Source organism: Arthrobacter sp. MOO21 (assembly GCF_057369995.2).
Window position 1 is genome coordinate 3348978 of record NZ_CM170671.2, and the last position, 18011, is coordinate 3366988.

Consider the following 18011-nt stretch of genomic DNA (forward strand, 5'->3'; position numbering starts at 1 on the left):
AGAATAGGCCTGTGACAACAACCTACGACTGCAGCACCGACGACCAGCGTGCCCAGGGACTTGAGCATGCACAGCGTGCCATCAGCGAAAAGAAGTGCGTGGTTCTCCCCACGGACACGGTGTACGGGATCGGGGCGGATGCCTTCTCGCCGCAGGCCGTCACGATGCTGCTGGTATCGAAGGGACGCAGCCGCACCATGCCCCCGCCCGTGCTGATCCCCCGGATCAACGCCCTGGACGGCCTTGCCACAGAGGTCTCCGCTGATGCCCGCAAGCTAGCCGAAGCCTTTTGGCCCGGCGGCCTCACCCTGATCCTGCACGCCCAGCCGTCGCTGGACTGGGACCTCGGTGAAACCAAGGGCACGGTGGCGCTGCGGATGCCGGCGGACGACGTCGCCCTGGAACTGCTGACGCTCACGGGGCCGCTCGCCGTCTCCTCCGCCAACCGCACCGGCCAGGCGCCGGCCCAGACCGCCGCCGCCGCACGTGAGCAGCTTGCGGATTCCGTCGAGGTGTACCTGGAAGGGGGCCCCCGCCCCGTCGAGGGCGAGGCCGGCGTGCCGTCAACCATCGTGGACGCCACCGGCCCGCGCCTGCGCGTGGTCCGCAACGGGGCGGTCAGCCTGGACCAGCTCCGCGAACATGTGCCCGGTGTCCTTGGCCTGGGGGAGATCCCCATGGCGGAAGAACCCGATGCGCCGGAGGCGGAGGCAACCACCGCCGCCGGCAGCAGCGCCGTCAATACCGACAACCTTCCGGGGAACTGATATGCAGCCCAAAGTGGCCGTCGCGGCCGTAACGTTCGACCGCCACGAAGAACTCGGCCTGCTCCTGAAGGGCCTGGCCGCCCAGACCGCGCCGATCCACTCGATCGCCCTCGTGGACTCCGGCACTGTTCCGGCCACGGACGTCATCAAGGCCGGGGGAGCGAAGAACATCAATTACCTCCGGTCCGAGGCGAACCTCGGTGGTGCTGGCGGCTTCGCCTACGCCATCCTGGCCGCCATGGCCAGCGGCGCGGAATGGGTCTGGCTGATGGACGATGACGGCCACCCGGAAGACGCCAGTTGCCTGGCCGAGCTGCTCCGGACGGCCGCCGAGCACCAGCTGGACATCGTCAGCCCGCTGGTCGCCGCCACGGCCGATCCCAACCGGCTCTCCTTCAACTTCCGCATCAACGGTCTGCTCACCAACGACCGGTCCCGCCTGGCGCCCATGGGCTACCTGCCCGACATGGTGCACTTTTTCAACGGCGCGCTGATCCGGACCGACGTCTTCTACAAGATCGGGATCCCGGACGTGAAGTTCTTCATCCGCGGTGATGAAGTGGACTTCCTGTCACGCGTGAAAAAAGCAGGGCTGAAGTACGGCACCCTGGCCACCGTGGCTGTGCAGCATCCCGCCACCTGGACCGAGATGAAGCCTGTGTTCGGCGGGTTCATCACCCCCGTCATTCCGGAGGGCGACTTCAAGCGTTACTGCTACTTCCGGAACCGGGGATACCTCACCCGGAAGTACCGGAACCTGCGCTGGTTCAGCGCCGACATCGTCGGTTTCCCCTACTACTTCCTGAAGACCGGGGACCTCAAAGGCCTGGCGAAATGGTTCCGGGCCTACTCCACCGGTTTCCGCGGCAAGGGCTTCGGCTCGCCCGCGGAACTGATGTCGGCCAACAGCTAGGCCGCCGTGGAGAACCTGTTCGCCGTCGTCGTGACCTACAACCGGGCCGACTTCCTGCAGAACCTGCTCGATTCCTTTGCCCGGCTCAGCACCGCCCCGGCGCGGATCCTCGTGGTGGACAACGCCAGCACCGACCATACGGCCGAAGTCGTCGCGCGTGCGGCGGATGCCGGCGGACCCCCGATCCAGTACGAACGGCTGGAGCGGAACGCCGGCGGCGCGGGAGGGTTTTCCCGCGGCGTGGAACTGGCGCTGGAGGCCGGCGCCGAATGGCTGTGGCTCATGGACGACGACGTCGAGGTACTCCCCGGCGCCGTGGAGGCCCTGGACAGATTCACCCCGGACTATTCGTGCATGATCGGGCGACGGTACGACGCCAACGGCAAACCGTTCTTCTGGCAGCACCACTTCGTCGAGGCCCTGGGCATCTTCCTGCCCGTATCGCGCGATGTGTTCAAGCATTCCGACGTGTTCCGCACCAACGTGGGCAATTTCGAGGGAATGCTGATCCGTGCCTCCGTGGCCCGGTCCATCGGCCTGCCCGACCCCCGGTTCTTCATCACCTGGGACGACCTGATCTACGGCTGGCTCGCAGCGCAAAAGACCCCGGTGGTGTACGTCAACGCTTTCGTCATCAGGAAAGTCCGCGCACAGCGGCAGGTGGACCTGGGCCTGCGGCACCTCAACGATTCCTCGGACCTGAGCCGCCGCTACGTCATGCGCAACCGGGGGCTCGTGGCGCAGTACCTGCGCGCCCACGGAAAGTACAACCGTGCCGGTTTTGCGGCCGGAACCGCCCTGACCTTCCTGAAGGAACTCGTCCGGCTGGTCCTCGTCGAACGGACCCTCAAGGGGGCCGGGGCGCTGTGGCAGGGGTGGCGCCAATCCCGCAGCATCCTCGCCGACGCCGGCTGGGCGCCGATGCCTGCCTTGCCCGCATATCCGGGGCGCGGCACCGGAAGAGATTAGTATCGTTCTAGGCCCCGGCGCCGTCCGACAGTGTTGCGGCGGGGTATTTTGAAACAGGCGCCTGGCCGCCGTGGTAGTGGAAGTCGGTTGCAATTTCCGTTGAGTACGAAATCTGAAACGCGCGCACCTGCCGCAGTACGGGACGAAAAGCCCGCCCTCTGGATCTGGATCCAGCTTTTCCTGGACTCCATGTCCTGGGTCGTGGCCATCGTCCTGGCGCTGCTGCTGCGTTACGAAATGGGCATCCGCGTCGAACAGTTCGCCGGCGCGCTGGTCATCTCCGCCATCGCCATTGTCGCGCAGGTGGGAGCAGGCTACTCCCTGGCCCTGTACCGGGGCAGGTACCCGTTCGGCAGCTTCCAGGAGGCCAGGGCCCTGGTCTTCGTCACCGTGATCGCCGCCGCCTCGATTACCGCCAGCCTGCTGGTCCTGTACGAAGCCATCAACATCGGCCGCAGCGTGGGCCTGATCGCTTTCCCCTTTGCCTGCCTGTTCATGTGCGCGGCACGCTATGCCAAACGGCTCTATGTGGAGGGCAAGGCCCGTCCCGGCGACGGGGCGCAGAACACCCTGATCTACGGCGCCGGCTTCCTGGGGAACTCGCTGGTGACCCGGATGCTGCAGGACCCCGACTCGCCGTACTTTCCTGTGGGCCTGGTCGACGACGATCCTGCCAAGAAGCACCTCCGCCTCTCCGGTGTCCAGGTGCAGGGCCGCGGCGACGACCTCCCCGCCATCATCCGCCGCACCCGCGCCACCGTCCTGGTTGTGGCCTTCGCCAACGTCGAAGCCTCGGTGGTCCGCCGCATCTCCGACGCCGTGGCCGGGCTGAACGTCCGTGTGCTCGTGCTGCCGCCCCTGCGGGACATGCTCGGCAGCGGAGCCCCTGCGGGTTTCTCCGACTTCCGCGACGTGGCCGTCGAGGACCTGATCGGCCGCCGCCCCGTCGACATCAAAGTGGATGAGATCGCCGGCTACATCAAGGACAAGCGCGTGCTGGTCACCGGCGCCGGTGGCTCGATCGGCTCCGAGCTCTGCCGCCAGATCGTGCAGTTCAGTCCTGCGGAACTGATCATGCTGGACCACGACGAAACCGGCCTGCAGCAGACCCAGATCTCCATCACCGGCCGCGGCCTGCTGGCCGGCCGCGACACCGTGCTGGCCAACATCCGTGACGGTGAGGCCCTCCGGGACATCTTCGAGGACCGCCGGCCCGAAGTGGTGTTCCATGCCGCAGCCCTAAAGCATGCCCCGTTGCTCCAGCAGTATCCGGTCGAAGCCTGGAAGACCAATGTCTGCGGCACCCTGAACGTGCTGCGCGCCGCCCAGCAGGCCGGTGTCTCGCACTTCGTGAACATCTCCACCGACAAGGCCGCGAACCCCACCACAGCCCTGGGCCACTCCAAGCGGGTGGCCGAAAAGCTGACAGCGTGGATGGCGGGCCAGACCGGCAGGACGTTCGTCTCCGTGCGCTTCGGCAATGTCATGGGCAGCCGGGGCTCGATGCTGCCGCTGTTCACCGAGCAGATAAGGGTTGGCGGTCCCGTCACTGTCACCGATCCCGACGTCACCCGCTTCTTCATGACGATCCCCGAGGCGTGCCAGCTGGTGATCCAGGCCGGTGCGATCGGCGCCGGCGGGGATGTGATGATCCTGGACATGGGCGAGCCGGTGCGGATCCTGGACGTTGCGCAACGCATGATTGCGATGTCGGGCCGGGACGTGGAGATCATCTACACCGGCCTGCGCCCCGGCGAGAAACTCCACGAGGAACTGGTGGGCACGGGCGAACTGGACGAACGGCCGCTGCATCCGAAGATTTCCCACACGCGCGCCACCGAGCAGGATCCGGACAAGCTGGACCTCCAGGTCTGGCTGGCCCGCTGCGAGGCTGAGCAAGGCAGCAACGCGGTCATTCCCGACGACGAGTCCGACGAAGCGGGCGAGATCCGGGTGGCGTCATGACGCCGCTGGTCCTCGTCGCCCTGATCACCCTGCTGGCCAGCCTGCTGCTTCCCTTTGCGGTGAAACCATGGCTGGTGCGGATGGGGGTGGTGGACGTCCCGTCGGCCCGCTCGTCGCACGTCACAGTGACCATTCGCGGCATGGGTGTCGCCGCGGCGCTCGCCACGGCCATCGGCTATGGGGCCGCGGTGCTGCTGGGTGTTGTCACGGTGGACCGCTCACTGTCCGCCGTCATGCTGGGGATCATTGCCGCGTGTGCCGTGGTGGGCTGGATCGAGGACCTGCGCGGCATGTCCATCCGGGGCCGGGCAGCGGCGCAGCTGGGCATCGGCGCTGTGGGTTCGGCGCTGCTGATCCTGCTCACCGGGCAGTCTTTCTGGTGGCTGCCGCTGGCTGCGGTCGCCATCGCTGCGTACGTCAATATCGCCAATTTCATGGACGGCGTCAATGGCATCTCGGGGTTGCATGGCGTCACGGCCGGCGGCGCTTACGCGGCGGCAGGGATGCTGTCAGAGCAGCCCTGGCTGACCGCAGGCGGAGCGGTACTGGCCATGTCCTTCCTCGGGTTCCTGCCGTGGAACCTGGGCCGGGGTTCGGTCTTCCTGGGCGACGTCGGCAGCTACCTGCTGGGCGCGTCCGTGGCGGCCCTTGCAGTGGCCGGCTTCCTGGGCGGCGTCTACGTCGAATACGTCCTCTCACCGATCCTGGTCTATGCCGCGGACACCGGCTACACCCTGCTGCGCCGGATTAAGGCGGGGGAGCGGTGGTACGCGTCGCACCGCGAACACGTCTACCAGCGCCTCACTGACGTCGGCTTCACGCACCTCCAGTCCGCTGCCACCGTGACGGCCTGCACCGCTGCCGTCATCATGCTCGGGTTCATATCCGCCACTGCGCCGCTTCCTGTCGTGGCCCTGTGCGTGGGCGCAAGCCTGCTGGTGCTCGTCCTCTACCTGGCCAGCCCCGACCTGATCCGCCGGTACCGGCGCCGGTCCAAGGTGACCCGCCTGCCGGTGACCTAGCCGTGTTCTATCTCGTGTAGAATTTGAGGGCAGCCCAAGCTGCCACTCCACCCCCAGCCTCCTGGCGATGTGCCATGTGGTGCCGACGATTGGGATCGAATGACCTCCAACGCCGAGTCCGGACCTGCGTCCGGCCATCACCCCGTTGGCGCTTCCGGTCCCACCCGTTCGCTCTGGCTGAACCTGCTGAGGCGCAGCTCCATCGCCGCCCTGGCCGGACTCGTGCTGTGCGCGGTCCCTGCTGGCCTCCTCAACGGAGGCAGCGGCGCCCTATCCAGTCTCCTCGGAGGCCTGCTGGTGATGCTGTTCTTCGGCATCAGCCTGCTGGTGGGCCATTTCGTGGGACGGCACAACCCGTCCGGTGCGATCGGGATGTTCGTGGCCACCTACTTCATCAAGGTCGTCGGCTTCGCCGCCGTCCTGTTCGTCGTCGGCACCCCTGACTGGCTTGATGGCCGCTGGTTCGTCATCGGGGCAGTCGTCGCCGTCGTCCTGTGGCAGGCTGCTGAGATCCATGGTTTCAGCAAAGCCCGCCTGCAGATCTACAACGATCCAGAGGAGAAGGAGGCCCCCAATGCGTAACGCACGGAAAGGTGGTGCCGCCGGAAACGCCAACACGGGTTCCGGTCCATCCGCTCCCGGCGTTTCCGGGGATAACTCCGACGGCGGATACAACGCCGGCATGGCCGTCTTCAGCTACATCATTGGCGGAATCATCGTCTGGAGTTTGATAGGGTGGGGACTGGATTATCTGTGGGGAACGCGCTGGATTGTGCTCGCAGGCGCTCTGCTTGGAGCCGTCGGAGGTTTTTACCTTTCCCACATGCATGGCCTCACCAGTTCCCGCAAAAAAACTGGTGAGCGTCCTGCTGCCAGCGGGCCGTCCAAGGACGGCGACACGAATGCCAAATAATTTCACAGGGGGAACAGCAGGCCGCCAAGCCGTTGGTCCCCGCCCAACGCCCAATGATGGACACTGCAGAGAGGAAACGCGTTGATCGCGCTTGCGCTCCCGGCCCAAGATTCAGGAGAGTTCACTCCTCCTGGTATTAACGAAATGCATTTGCCGGCAATCCTGCCGTGGGGTGCCGCAGAGGGATTCTCCAAGCAGATGCTGCTGGTCCTCCTTTCTGTCGCAATTATCGCCACCTTCTTCGTGCTTGCCGCACGCAAGCAGCAGCTGGTGCCCGGCAAGCTCCAGTTCGCCGGCGAGGCCGCCTACGGCTTCGTCCGCAACGGCATCGCCAAGGACATCATCGGCGGCAGGGACTTCATCAAGTACGTCCCCCTGCTGTTCAGCCTGTTCTTCTTCATCCTGGTGAACAACATCTACGGAGCGATCCCGCTCATCCAGCTCCCCACGTTCTCCCACGTTGGCGGTGCCTACGTGCTGGCCGGGCTCGTCTACTTCACCTGGATCGCCATCGGCGTCAAGAAGAATGGCCTGCGCTACTTCAAGCTGGCCACGGTTCCCTCCGGTGTTCCGTGGTTCATCCTGCCGATCGTGATCCCCATCGAGATCATCTCCAACTTCCTGGTCCGGCCCGTGACGCACAGCCTCCGTCTGTTCGCCACGATGCTCGCAGGCCACCTCATCGTGATGATCGCCGGATCCGGCATCGAGTTCCTGGTCATGCAGGAGAACGTCCTGCTCAAGGGCACCTCCGTGCTGGTGCTGGCCGGGGCCATCGCCATGTACATGCTTGAAGCCCTGATCATGGTCCTGCAGGCCTACGTGTTCACGCTGCTCACCGCGATCTACATCGAAGGTGCCCTGCACGCCGACAGCCACTAGGCCAACGCCACCGGGAGCCCGGCTCCGGCGGCACTTACAGAATTCCCCTCGCGGGGATGAAGCAACCCAAACAACCTGCCACATGGGTGGCATCTTGAAAGGAAGAAAAATGGAAGGCAATCTCAACCTCGTAGGTTACGGTCTGTCCGCAATCGGCGGTGGTATCGGTGTTGGCCTCGTCTTCGCTGCCTACATCAACGGCGTTGCACGCCAGCCTGAGGCGCAGCGTGTGCTGCAGCCGATCGCGTTCCTTGGCCTTGCGCTGACCGAAGCCCTCGCCATCCTCGGCCTGGTCTTCGCCTTCGTTCTCTAGTCCTAGAGCGAAGCGAACTTTCAGAACCGAGTAGAAAAGGACGGGTGAAACATGAATCAGCTGATCATCTCAGCCGCCACTGAGGGCGAAGTCAACCCCCTGATGCCCAATCTCTGGGAAATGGGCGTTGTCCTCGTGGGCTTCCTCATCCTCTTGTTCATCGTGGTCAAGTTCGTTGTCCCGATGTTCGAAAAGACCTTCGCCGAGCGTGCCGAGGCCATTGAAGGCGGCATCGCAAAGGCTGAAAAGGCCCAGGCTGAGGCGTCTGCTGCACTCGAAGAGTACAAGCAGCAGCTGACCGACGCCCGCGCCGAAGCAAACCGCATCCGTGAGGAAGCCCGCGCCGAAGGTGCACAGATCCTTGCGGACCTCAAGGAGAAGGCTGCCGCCGAGTCTGCCCGCATCACTGCGCAGGCCCACGCACAGATCGAGTCCGAGCGCCAGGCGGCCGTTGTGTCCCTGCGCGCCGAGGTAGGCACCCTGGCCACCACCCTTGCCGGCCGCATCGTGGGCGAAGCGCTCAACGACGACGAGCGTGCAGCACGGGTTGTTGACCGTTTCCTGGCAGATCTGGAGACCCAGAACGCAGGTGCAGCTAAGTAATGGCAGGCGTATCGAGCGAATCGCTGGCAACAGCGCTGACCGCGCTGGAGGCCAAGCTTCCTACCGCGTCGCTGCAGCTGGCAAAGGAACTCTTCGGAATCCTGGAAATGGTGGACAGCTCGGCTGGCTTGCGCCGTGCCCTGACTGATCCGTCCCGGAACGGTGACGAGAAGTCAGCGCTGGTCAGGAAGCTGGTTGGCGGAAAAGTCTCCGCTGATGCCGCAGAGATCGCAGGCGGATTGGCCAGTTCACGCTGGGCATCGGCGCGGGACATCGGCGATGCACTCGAGACTCTTGCCGCAACGGTGGTCATTTCCGTTGCTGAAAACAAGTCGGCCGTTTCTGCCTCCGGCATCACTGGCCTGGAAGAGCTGGAGAACGAACTGTTCTCCTTCAACCAGGCTGTGGCTTCCAGCCACGAGGTACAACGTGCTCTGTCCGAACCGCAGGCCAGTGCCGCCGCCAAGGCTGCGCTTGCCGAAAAGCTGGTGCCCGGGGCCAGTGAGGAAGCCAAAGTCCTCATCACCCAGGCGGTCACCCAGCCCCGCGGCATCAAGGCCACGCGCCTTGTGGAACGGTTCGCCGAGCTGGCGGCCAAGCGGCAGCAGCGCTGGATTGCAACGGTCAGCGTGACCCGCCCCCTGACGTCAACGCAGCTGACCCGCCTCCAGGCGGGCCTGAACGCGCTGTACGGGCGGGAACTGAAGGTCAACGTCAACGTTGACCCGGCACTCATTGGCGGCATCCGCGTCCAGGTCGGTGACGAAGTGCTCGACGCTTCGGTGATTGCCCGGCTGAACGAGCTGCAACGCCAGCTGGCCGGCTAGCCGGACAAGCACAACCAAACTGATAGAAACCCCGGTCATCTAACGGTGATCACAAAAACAGGAGAGCAGGGACTGCAGATGGCCGAATTGACCATCAACGCCGACGACGTCCGTAATGCGCTGAACGAGTTCGCGGCGTCCTACGAACCCGGAAACGCAGAGCGCGTAGAGGTCGGCCGCGTAACCACCGCTAGTGACGGCATCGCCCGTGTTGAGGGCCTTCCCTCGGTCATGGCGAACGAGCTGCTGCGCTTCGAGGACGGCACCCTGGGCCTGGCCCAGAACCTTGACGTCCGCGAAATCGGCGTCATCGTCCTCGGTGACTTCACCGGCATTGAAGAAGGCCAGGAAGTCCACCGCACGGGACAGGTTCTGTCCGTCCCCGTCGGCGACGCCTTTCTCGGCCGCGTGGTCGACCCGCTGGGCGTGCCCATCGACGACCTCGGCGAGATCAAGGCTGAAACCACCCGCGCGCTGGAGCTCCAGGCTCCCGGCGTGACCCAGCGCAAGTCGGTTCACGAGCCGATGCAGACCGGCCTGAAGGCCATCGATGCGATGATCCCGATCGGCCGCGGCCAGCGCCAGCTGATCATTGGCGACCGCCAGACCGGCAAGTCCGCCATCGCGATCGACACCATCATCAACCAGAAGGCCAACTGGGCCTCCGGTGACGTGACCAAGCAGGTCCGCTGCATCTACGTCGCCATCGGCCAGAAGGCGTCCACGATTGCCGCCATCCGGCAGACCCTCGAGGACAACGGCGCGCTGGAATACACCACCATCGTGGCGTCTCCCGCTTCCGACCCCGCGGGCTTCAAGTACCTGGCACCGTACGCCGGTTCGGCCATCGGCCAGCACTGGATGTACGGCGGCAAGCACGTCCTGATCGTGTTCGATGACCTGTCCAAGCAGGCAGAGGCCTACCGCGCAGTGTCGCTGCTGCTCCGCCGCCCGCCGGGACGCGAAGCCTACCCGGGCGACGTCTTCTACCTGCACTCCCGCCTGCTGGAGCGTTGCGCCAAGCTTTCCGATGACCTTGGTGCCGGTTCCATGACGGGCCTGCCGCTGATCGAGACCAAGGCGAACGACGTGTCCGCCTACATCCCGACCAACGTCATCTCCATCACCGACGGCCAGATCTTCCTGCAGTCGGACCTCTTCAACGCCAACCAGCGTCCTGCTGTTGACGTGGGTGTGTCCGTGTCCCGCGTGGGTGGTGCCGCCCAGGTGAAGTCCATGAAGAAGGTCTCCGGTACCTTGAAGCTGGACCTGGCCCAGTACCGCGACATGCAGGCGTTCGCGATGTTCGCCTCCGACCTGGACGCCGCATCCCGCCAGCAGCTGACCCGTGGCGCCCGCCTGATGGAACTGCTCAAGCAGGGCCAGTACTCGCCGTTCCCGGTCGAGGACCAGGTTGTGTCCATCTGGGCCGGCACCAACGGCTACCTGGACGACGTTCCTGTCGAGGACATCAGCCGCTTCGAGGCTGAGTTCCTGGAGCACCTGCGCCACAAGTCCTCGATCCTCACCACGCTGGCCCAGACCAACGTGCTGGACGACGACACCGTTGCCGCTCTGAAGTCCTCGATTGTCGACTTCAAGAAGGGCTTCTTCGGCGAGGGCGACAACCAGCTGGTAGGCGCCGGCCACGAGGAGCATGAAGCTATCTCCGAGGGCGACGTTGACCAGGAAAAGATCGTCAAGCAGAAGCGCTAGTTCCGCATCGTCCGGGTGTGCCGGGCCGCAAGGTCCGGCACACCCGGCGACGGAATGTTAGGAAAGGATAAGTATGGGAGCCCAGATCCGGGTCTACCGCCAGAAGATCAGCTCGACCACGTCGATGCGCAAGATCTTCAAGGCGATGGAACTGATCGCTACCTCGCGCATCGGGAAGGCCCGTGCGCGCGTAGCAGCTTCACTGCCTTACGCGAACGCGATCACGCGCGCCGTTTCTGCTGTCGCCAGCCAAAGCGAAATCGACCACCCGCTGACCACTGAGCCCGCGCAGATCCGCCGCGCCGCCGTCCTGGTAATCACCTCGGACCGCGGCCTGGCCGGTTCCTACTCGGCCAGCGTCCTCAAGCAGGCGGAAGGTCTCAACGAGCTGCTCCACGCCGAAGGCAAGGAAGTCAAGACCTACCTCGTGGGCCGCAAGGCCCAGGCCTACTTCGATTTCCGGAGCCGTGAGTATGCGCGGGTCTGGACCGGAGGAACCGATGCCCCCGAGTTCGGCACCGCCCGCGAAATCGGCGAAGCGCTGCTGAACGACTTCGCGGCTGACTTCGAAGACGGCGGCGTGGACGAAATCCACGTTGTCTACACCCGCTTCAAGTCGATGGTTACCCAGGAGCCCACGGTCATCCGCCTCCTGCCGCTGGAAGTAGTGGAAGAGCAGGCTTCCGAATCGGATCTGCTGCCGCTCTACGAGTTCGAGCCGGAAACCGAGCAGGTCCTTGACGCGCTGCTGCCGCGCTACATCGAGGCACGCCTGTTCGCAGCAATGCTGCAGGCCGCCGCATCCGAGCTGGCTGCCCGCCAGCGGGCGATGAAGTCGGCAGGCGACAACGCAACGGACCTGATCAAGAAGTACACGCGTCTGCGCAACACGGCCCGCCAGGCCGAAATCACGCAGGAACTCTCCGAGATTGTTGCCGGCGCTGACGCCCTCGCGTCGTAGCGTCTGCCGCCCTCGGTTCCGCTGGACCTGCACCACCACAGATAAACTTAACCCCACGCCATCTACTGAGTGAAGTGAGAGAGATGACTGCCACTGCTACCGAACACGTAGCCGCAACGTCCGGTGCTACCGGCCGCATTGCGCGCGTAATCGGCCCGGTTGTCGACGTCGAATTCCCGGCTGACGCAATCCCGTCCATCTACAACGCACTCACCACCGAGATCACTCTCAACGGTGAGACCAAGACCATCACGTTCGAGACCTCCCAGCACCTGGGTGACAACCTCGTCCGCGCCATCTCCCTGCAGGCCACCGACGGACTCGTCCGCGGCACGTCGGTAGTGGATAGCGGTGCCCCGATCTCCGTGCCTGTCGGCGACGGCGTCAAGGGCCACATCTTCAACGTCCTGGGCCAGCCCCTCGACGTTGCCGAGTCGGAACTGGAGATCAGCGAACGCTGGCCCATCCACCGCAAGGCACCGAGCTTCGCTTCGCTCGAAGGCTCCACCGAGATGCTCGAGACGGGCATCAAGGTCATCGACCTACTCACCCCCTACATCAAGGGTGGAAAGATCGGCCTGTTCGGCGGCGCCGGCGTGGGCAAGACTGTTCTGATCCAGGAAATGATCACCCGTGTTGCCCGCAACTTCGGTGGTACTTCCGTCTTCGCCGGTGTCGGCGAGCGTACCCGTGAGGGCAACGACCTCTGGGTTGAAATGGAAGAGGCAGGCGTCCTCAAGGACACCGCCCTTGTCTTCGGCCAGATGGATGAGCCGCCGGGAACGCGTCTGCGGGTGGCCCTGTCCGCGCTGACCATGGCGGAATACTTCCGTGATGTCCAGAACCAGGACGTGCTGCTCTTCATCGACAACATCTTCCGCTTCACCCAGGCAGGTTCCGAGGTTTCCACCCTGCTGGGCCGCATGCCGTCCGCCGTGGGCTACCAGCCCAACCTGGCTGACGAGATGGGCCTCCTGCAGGAGCGCATCACGTCGACCAAGGGCCACTCCATCACGTCGATGCAGGCCATCTACGTCCCCGCTGACGACTACACCGACCCGGCTCCGGCCACGACCTTCGCACACCTGGACGCGACCACGGAACTGTCCCGTGAAATCGCCTCCCGTGGTCTGTACCCGGCCGTTGACCCGCTGACGTCCACTTCGCGCATCCTGGACCCCCAGTACATCGGCAAGGACCACTACAACACGGCCGTCCGTGTGAAGCAGATCCTGCAGAAGAACAAGGAACTCCAGGACATCATCGCCATCCTCGGTGTCGATGAACTCTCCGAAGAGGACAAGATCGTCGTGTCGCGTGCACGCCGCATCCAGCAGTTCCTGTCGCAGAACACCTACACCGCGAAGCAGTTCACCGGTGTCGAAGGCTCCACGGTCTCCATCAAGGACACCGTCGAAGGCTTCGCCGCGATCTGCGACGGCGATCTCGACCACATCGCGGAGCAGGCGTTCTTCAACGTCGGTGGCCTCGATGACGTTGAGCGCCAGTGGGCCAAGATCCAGGAACAGACCAAGTAATATGGCTGAGCTTGAGGTTGAGATTGTCGCAGCGGACCACTTCGTGTGGTCCGGAGCGGCCAAGATGGTCAAGGCCCGCACCAGCGATGGTGAAATCGGAATCCTGCCCGGCCACTCGCCCCTGCTGGCGATCCTGGCCGAAGGTGAGCTGGCAATCCAGCCGGTATCCGGGGACCGTATTGCGGTAGATGTCGACGGCGGATTCTTCTCCGTCGACAACAACCGCGTGGTTATCGTTGCTGACAACGCCCAGCTGGGCGGCTCGGCTACCGCTGGGATCCGCTAGCACGACCTTGATGGACGCAGCAGATTTTCCGTTCATCGCCTTGGCAGTCACTTTCGGATTGCTGATTTTTGCACTGTGCCTTTCGGGGGTGCGCCGCTTCAACCTGCGGCGTGCCCTCGGCACCGTGGACGCCTCCATTTGCATGGCTGGAAACAGCTGGCAGATGGGGGTTTGTCGTTATCAGGACGACTGCCTTGAATGGTTCCGGCTGATCTCCCTGAGCGTGCGGCCCAAACACACGTTCAGGCGCAGTTCCCTGGAGCTGCTGGGCCGACGGCAACCTACGGAGGCGGAAGCTGTGAAGGTGCAGCCGAACGTGGTGATTGTCGAACTGCGGTACGAGGGACAGGACCTGCGCCTGGCCATGAAGTTCGATGCCTACACCGGCCTGTCATCCTGGCTGGAAGCGGGACCCGTCATCGGCGTGGGCACCTGGCGCTAGCCAACGTGGACTGGTTTTCAGACATCCGGCTCACGGACGGGCCACTGTACTGGTCCGTCCTGGTATTGGGAACAGGCGCCGCAGCCTTGCTCCTGGTGCCGCCCCGGTGTGCCCCGGCGAGGCTGTGGCTCGCCCGGATCGTTGTTGCGGCCGGTGCAGCGTTCGCGCTGGTGGCAACCGTGCACTGGGCCCTCATCAATGTCTTTACGGTCTTTCCGGAAGACCTGCCGGATCCCGTGCTGATGTGGCTGGTGCCCGCCGTTACGGCCCTCCTCCTGGCCCTGCTCCGGCTGCCGCGGACCAATTGGCCTGGACGCGGGGGAGCAATCCTGGCCGCACTGCTGGTGGTGCTGCTTTCGGCCCTCCAGATCAATGCCTACTTCGGGCTGAACCGGACCGTCAGTGACCTGATGGGGACCGCCCTGGCCCGCATCCCGGCCCTGGAGCAGGACCTCATGCGCCGCTCCGGCGAGTCCGACGGCGTGCCGCTGCAGGGATGGAAGCCCGACGGCGAGCTGCCGGCCGGCGGAGTCCTCCGCAAATCCCCGATCCCCGGCACCTCGTCCGGGATGAACAACCGTGACGCCTATATTTACCTGCCCCCCGCCTACTTCGCGCGCAACCGTCCCGCCCTCCCGGTCCTGGTCCTGGTGGCCGGCCAGCCCGGGGGCCCCGCGGACTGGCTGACCGGAGGCGCCATCCGGGGGCACCTGGATTCCTTTGCGGCGGCCCACGGCGGGCTGGCACCGGTAGTGGTGATCCCCGACCCCAACGGCTCCCAGTCGGCCAACACCATGTGCATGGACAGCAAGATCGCCAAGGCGGACACCTACCTGTCGCAGGACGTGCCGCGCTGGATCAGCTCCACCCTGGCCATCGATACCAACCACAGCCACTGGGCGGTGGGCGGATTCTCCTTCGGGGGAACGTGTGCCGTGCAGATGGGCACCAGGCATCCTGACGTCTTTGCGGACGTCCTGGCCTTCTCCAGTGAAGCGGAGCCCGCCATAGCCAAGGAGCGGCAGAAGACCATAGACGCCTCCTTCCCGGGAAATCCGGAGGAATTCACCCAACAGCTGCCACTGGAGATCATGAAACACCAACGGTTCGAGGCCAGCGGCATGTACCTGACCGCGGGCCAGAACGACCCCGAATTCGTGGGGTACCTCCACACCCTGGCCACCGCCGCGGAGGGTGCCGGCTTCACCGTGCGCGCATACGAGGTTGAACACACCGGCCATTCCTGGGATACCTCGTCGAAACGGATAGCGGATGCCTTGCAGTTCCTGGCCGACCGGTGGAGGATGCAGCCGTGAATGTCCCAACCAGGGACCGTACGGTCACCCTGATGTGGTCCAGCGTGGGCCGCCCGGCGCTCCGGCAAGCCCTGGTCACGCTGAGATCGATGCCGCTCACCCTGGGTGTCCTTGCCGCCTTCCTCGCAGCCGGTGCCGTGACGGGCAGTTACCTGGACGGGCCGCCCGAGAGGCTCCTGTGGCTGGCCTCCGTCAGCGGCCCGGACCTGCGGGCCGGCAACTGGTGGCAGCTGTTCACCAGCATCTTCTTCGCCACGAATCCGCTCGCGTACCTGACCGCGTCCCTCATGATCGTCCTGTTGCTGGGACTGGCCGAGCGCAGGCTGGGCCGGCGCGCCGCCGTCGGACTGTTCTTCGGTGGCCAGTTCGCCGCCGTGACCCTCTTCCTGCTGGTCACCCAGCTGGCAGTCTATGGCGGTGATGGGTGGCTGGACAGGATGGTCAACGACCGCCTGATCGGGCCCTACGCTCCCGTTCTTACGGCGGGTTTGGCTGCCAGCGCCCGGATCCCCCTGCTGTGGCAGCGTCGGCTCCGTACCGCGGTACTCTCGATCTCGATCCTGCTGGTCCTCTACGTGGGGCACGCGGAGACAGTCATCGGCCTGATCGGTGCGCTCCTGGGCCTCCTCGCCGGCTGGTGGATCCAGGGCGACCAGGGACGGCTGCACCGGCACCGGTCCACCGGCCGCGAGACGAGGAACCTGCTGGCGCTCACCGTGGCCGTGTTTGCCGTAGGGCCGATCCTGACCGGGATCACGCGGGCCCCCACCGGTCCTCTGGCCCTGCTGCGCGATGTGGTGCTTAGCCCGATGCCCACCCTTAGCCAGCTGGTGTTCAACTGCGGCGCCACCGTGGATCCCTCCTGCCTCGAGACGGGCCGTGCCGGGTTTGCGGGGCCGTTCGGACTGGCGCTGGCCATTGTCCCTGTCATCCTGCTGCTGATCTGCGCGGACGGCATGCGCCGCGGCCGCAGGCTGGCGCTGAACATCGCGCTTGCCATCCAGCTGGCGGTGACAGCCCTGGCGACTGTGTACCTCACCCTGTTCGCGCTGGTCCCGTCACGGCTGCAGGGTCCGCACGCCACGCCCCTGGCCTCCGCCTTCGCCCATGTGCTGCCCCTCGTTGTGGTGCCATTGCTGCTGTCGGTGGTGCTGTGGCTCAACCGCCGGCAGTTCCGCGTGCAGACCCAGCCGGGAGCCCGGCGAACGCTTGGCGTGGTGGTGGGCGGGACCTGGCTTACCCTTGCCAGTTTCTACACCGTTGCCTGGCTTGGTTCCGGCGGCCTGGCCCGCGACGGGGGAGTGCTGGGACTGCTGGCCGAACTGGCCCGGCAGTATGTCCCGGTGCCCATTCCGCAGAACTTCCGCCGGGTCTTCGGGGCCCGGGACAGTGCCGAGGCGTTCCTCTTTGCCTACTCCGGCCCCATCTTCTGGCTCGTCACCCTGGCGGCGGTGTGGTGGGTGCTGGTCGGCCGCCACCACGGGCACGTCTTGGGCGGGCAGGACAGGGACCGTGCCCGGGAACTCCTCCACCAGGGCGGTGGTCCGCTGTCCTGGATGGCGCTGTGGGAGCCCAACACCTACTGGTTCAGCCCCGACGGCAAAGGCGCGGTGGCGTTCCAGCAGCATGGCACGGTGGCGCTGACCCTGGGCGGGGCGTTCGGGGACCGCCGGGCAGAGCAGGCGGTCACGGAGGGATTCCTGGACTATTGCCGCAGCCAGGCGCTGATACCTGCGCTGTACTCCTGCGACGACACCCTGTGGCCGGTCCTGCGTGAGCGGGGCTATTCGCGGGTGGCGGTGGCACAGGAGACGCGGCTTGCCCTGCACGAGCTCGAGTTCAAGGGCAAGGAATGGCAAAACGTCCGCACCGCGCTGAACCGCGCGGCCAAGCTGGGGGTCGAGGCCGTGTGGGGCTCGTACCACTCGCTGCCCGCAGCGCTGCGGTCCCGGTTGAATGAAGTATCCGAGGAATGGGCAGCCGGGAAGTCGGTTCCCGAGATGGGCTTCACGTTGGGCGGCGTGGACGAGCTCGATGACGAGGAGGTCCTGTGCTGCCTGGCCGTGGACGGCAACGGGACGGTGCACGGGGTGACCAGCTGGCTTCCCGTGTACGACGGCGGGCGGCTGGTCAGCAGGACACTTGACGTCATGCGCCGGGGAACCGAGGGATTCCCCGGCGTGATGGAATTCCTGATCGCCTCCGCAGTGCTGGAGCTGCGTGATTCCGTGGAGGTGATTTCGCTGTCGGGTTCACCGCTGGCCAGCAGGCCGGAGGTCCCGGCGGAGGCGGGAGCGGACGGCGGGGCAGGCGAAGGCGCGCGCGACGAGGAGGCGGAGAACCTGGTCCGGATCCTGGATCTGGTGGGCCATGCCCTGGAACCTGTCTACGGGTTCCGCTCGCTCGCGGCCTTCAAGTCCCGGTTCAAGCCGGAGTACCGTGCGCTCTACCTGTACTACCAGGACCCGCTGCACCTGCCGGCGATCGGCAGGGCCCTCACCCGCGCCTACCTCCCCGGACTTTCCCTGGCCCAGGGGGCCCGCCTGGTGCGGAAGCTGGTCTCGTAACGGAAATGGTC

General features: G+C 65.3%; 18 protein-coding genes. All 18 read left to right on the top strand.

Annotated elements, in window-relative coordinates; genetic code table 11:
- Positions 1 to 11 precede the first annotated feature (11 nt).
- The 18 genes from AC2JAJ_RS15550 to AC2JAJ_RS15635 all read left to right on the top strand — a co-directional run bounded on the left by AC2JAJ_RS15550 (position 12) and on the right by AC2JAJ_RS15635 (position 18000).
- Positions 12 to 767, top strand: coding sequence for an L-threonylcarbamoyladenylate synthase (locus AC2JAJ_RS15550; protein ID WP_473696942.1), 756 nt, complete (start codon positions 12 to 14; stop codon positions 765 to 767).
- Position 768: 1 nt separating this feature from the next.
- Positions 769 to 1680, top strand: coding sequence for a glycosyltransferase (locus tag AC2JAJ_RS15555; RefSeq protein WP_221386777.1), 912 nt, complete (start codon positions 769 to 771; stop codon positions 1678 to 1680).
- A gap of 6 nt (positions 1681 to 1686) precedes the next feature.
- Positions 1687 to 2649, top strand: a complete 963-nt coding sequence (locus AC2JAJ_RS15560; protein WP_486415243.1) for a glycosyltransferase — start codon at positions 1687 to 1689, stop codon at positions 2647 to 2649.
- Between the two features lie 99 nt (positions 2650 to 2748).
- The gene (locus tag AC2JAJ_RS15565; RefSeq protein WP_473696944.1) at positions 2749 to 4614 is read left to right on the top strand and encodes a polysaccharide biosynthesis protein; all 1866 of its coding nucleotides are present in this window, start codon (positions 2749 to 2751) and stop codon (positions 4612 to 4614) included.
- The gene (locus AC2JAJ_RS15570; RefSeq protein ID WP_486415242.1) at positions 4611 to 5636 is read left to right on the top strand and encodes an MraY family glycosyltransferase; all 1026 of its coding nucleotides are present in this window, start codon (positions 4611 to 4613) and stop codon (positions 5634 to 5636) included. Before AC2JAJ_RS15565 ends, AC2JAJ_RS15570 begins: the two co-directional genes overlap by 4 nt.
- 99 nt (positions 5637 to 5735) lie before the next feature.
- Entirely contained in the window at positions 5736 to 6218 is a 483-nt protein-coding gene (locus AC2JAJ_RS15575) for a Cg1360 family ATP-synthase-associated protein (protein WP_486415241.1), read from the top strand.
- Positions 6211 to 6549, top strand: a complete 339-nt coding sequence (locus AC2JAJ_RS15580) for an AtpZ/AtpI family protein (protein ID WP_221386782.1) — start codon at positions 6211 to 6213, stop codon at positions 6547 to 6549. Before AC2JAJ_RS15575 ends, AC2JAJ_RS15580 begins: the two co-directional genes overlap by 8 nt.
- A gap of 81 nt (positions 6550 to 6630) precedes the next feature.
- The gene (gene atpB / locus AC2JAJ_RS15585; RefSeq protein WP_221386783.1) at positions 6631 to 7431 is read left to right on the top strand and encodes a F0F1 ATP synthase subunit A; all 801 of its coding nucleotides are present in this window, start codon (positions 6631 to 6633) and stop codon (positions 7429 to 7431) included.
- Positions 7432 to 7540: 109 nt separating this feature from the next.
- Positions 7541 to 7744: an ATP synthase F0 subunit C gene (atpE, locus tag AC2JAJ_RS15590; RefSeq protein WP_009356484.1), complete on the top strand. Its 204-nt coding sequence runs from the start codon at positions 7541 to 7543 to the stop codon at positions 7742 to 7744.
- 51 nt (positions 7745 to 7795) lie between these two features.
- Positions 7796 to 8347 carry a F0F1 ATP synthase subunit B gene (locus tag AC2JAJ_RS15595; protein ID WP_486415240.1) on the top strand — a complete coding sequence of 184 codons (552 nt, stop codon included), beginning with the start codon at positions 7796 to 7798 and terminating at the stop codon, positions 8345 to 8347.
- The gene (locus tag AC2JAJ_RS15600; RefSeq protein ID WP_221386785.1) at positions 8347 to 9174 is read left to right on the top strand and encodes a F0F1 ATP synthase subunit delta; all 828 of its coding nucleotides are present in this window, start codon (positions 8347 to 8349) and stop codon (positions 9172 to 9174) included. Before AC2JAJ_RS15595 ends, AC2JAJ_RS15600 begins: the two co-directional genes overlap by 1 nt.
- 78 nt (positions 9175 to 9252) lie before the next feature.
- Complete coding sequence (atpA, locus tag AC2JAJ_RS15605; protein WP_221386786.1) at positions 9253 to 10890, top strand: F0F1 ATP synthase subunit alpha; 1638 nt, start codon at positions 9253 to 9255, stop codon at positions 10888 to 10890.
- Positions 10891 to 10963: 73 nt separating this feature from the next.
- Positions 10964 to 11851 (top strand): F0F1 ATP synthase subunit gamma, encoded by an 888-nt coding sequence (locus AC2JAJ_RS15610; protein WP_221386787.1) that lies wholly within the window; start codon positions 10964 to 10966, stop codon positions 11849 to 11851.
- An 83-nt stretch (positions 11852 to 11934) separates the two neighbouring features.
- Complete coding sequence (atpD, locus tag AC2JAJ_RS15615) at positions 11935 to 13389, top strand: F0F1 ATP synthase subunit beta (protein ID WP_221386788.1); 1455 nt, start codon at positions 11935 to 11937, stop codon at positions 13387 to 13389.
- 1 nt (position 13390) lies between these two features.
- Positions 13391 to 13675 (top strand): F0F1 ATP synthase subunit epsilon, encoded by a 285-nt coding sequence (locus tag AC2JAJ_RS15620; protein ID WP_018760117.1) that lies wholly within the window; start codon positions 13391 to 13393, stop codon positions 13673 to 13675.
- A gap of 10 nt (positions 13676 to 13685) precedes the next feature.
- On the top strand, positions 13686 to 14117 hold the full coding sequence (locus tag AC2JAJ_RS15625; RefSeq protein ID WP_221386789.1) for a DUF2550 domain-containing protein: 432 nt from the start codon (positions 13686 to 13688) through the stop codon (positions 14115 to 14117).
- 5 nt (positions 14118 to 14122) lie between these two features.
- Entirely contained in the window at positions 14123 to 15433 is a 1311-nt protein-coding gene (locus AC2JAJ_RS15630; RefSeq protein ID WP_501053184.1) for an alpha/beta hydrolase-fold protein, read from the top strand.
- Between the two features lie 32 nt (positions 15434 to 15465).
- Positions 15466 to 18000 (top strand): phosphatidylglycerol lysyltransferase domain-containing protein, encoded by a 2535-nt coding sequence (locus tag AC2JAJ_RS15635; protein ID WP_501053480.1) that lies wholly within the window; start codon positions 15466 to 15468, stop codon positions 17998 to 18000.
- The last annotated feature ends 11 nt before the right edge of the window (positions 18001 to 18011 follow it).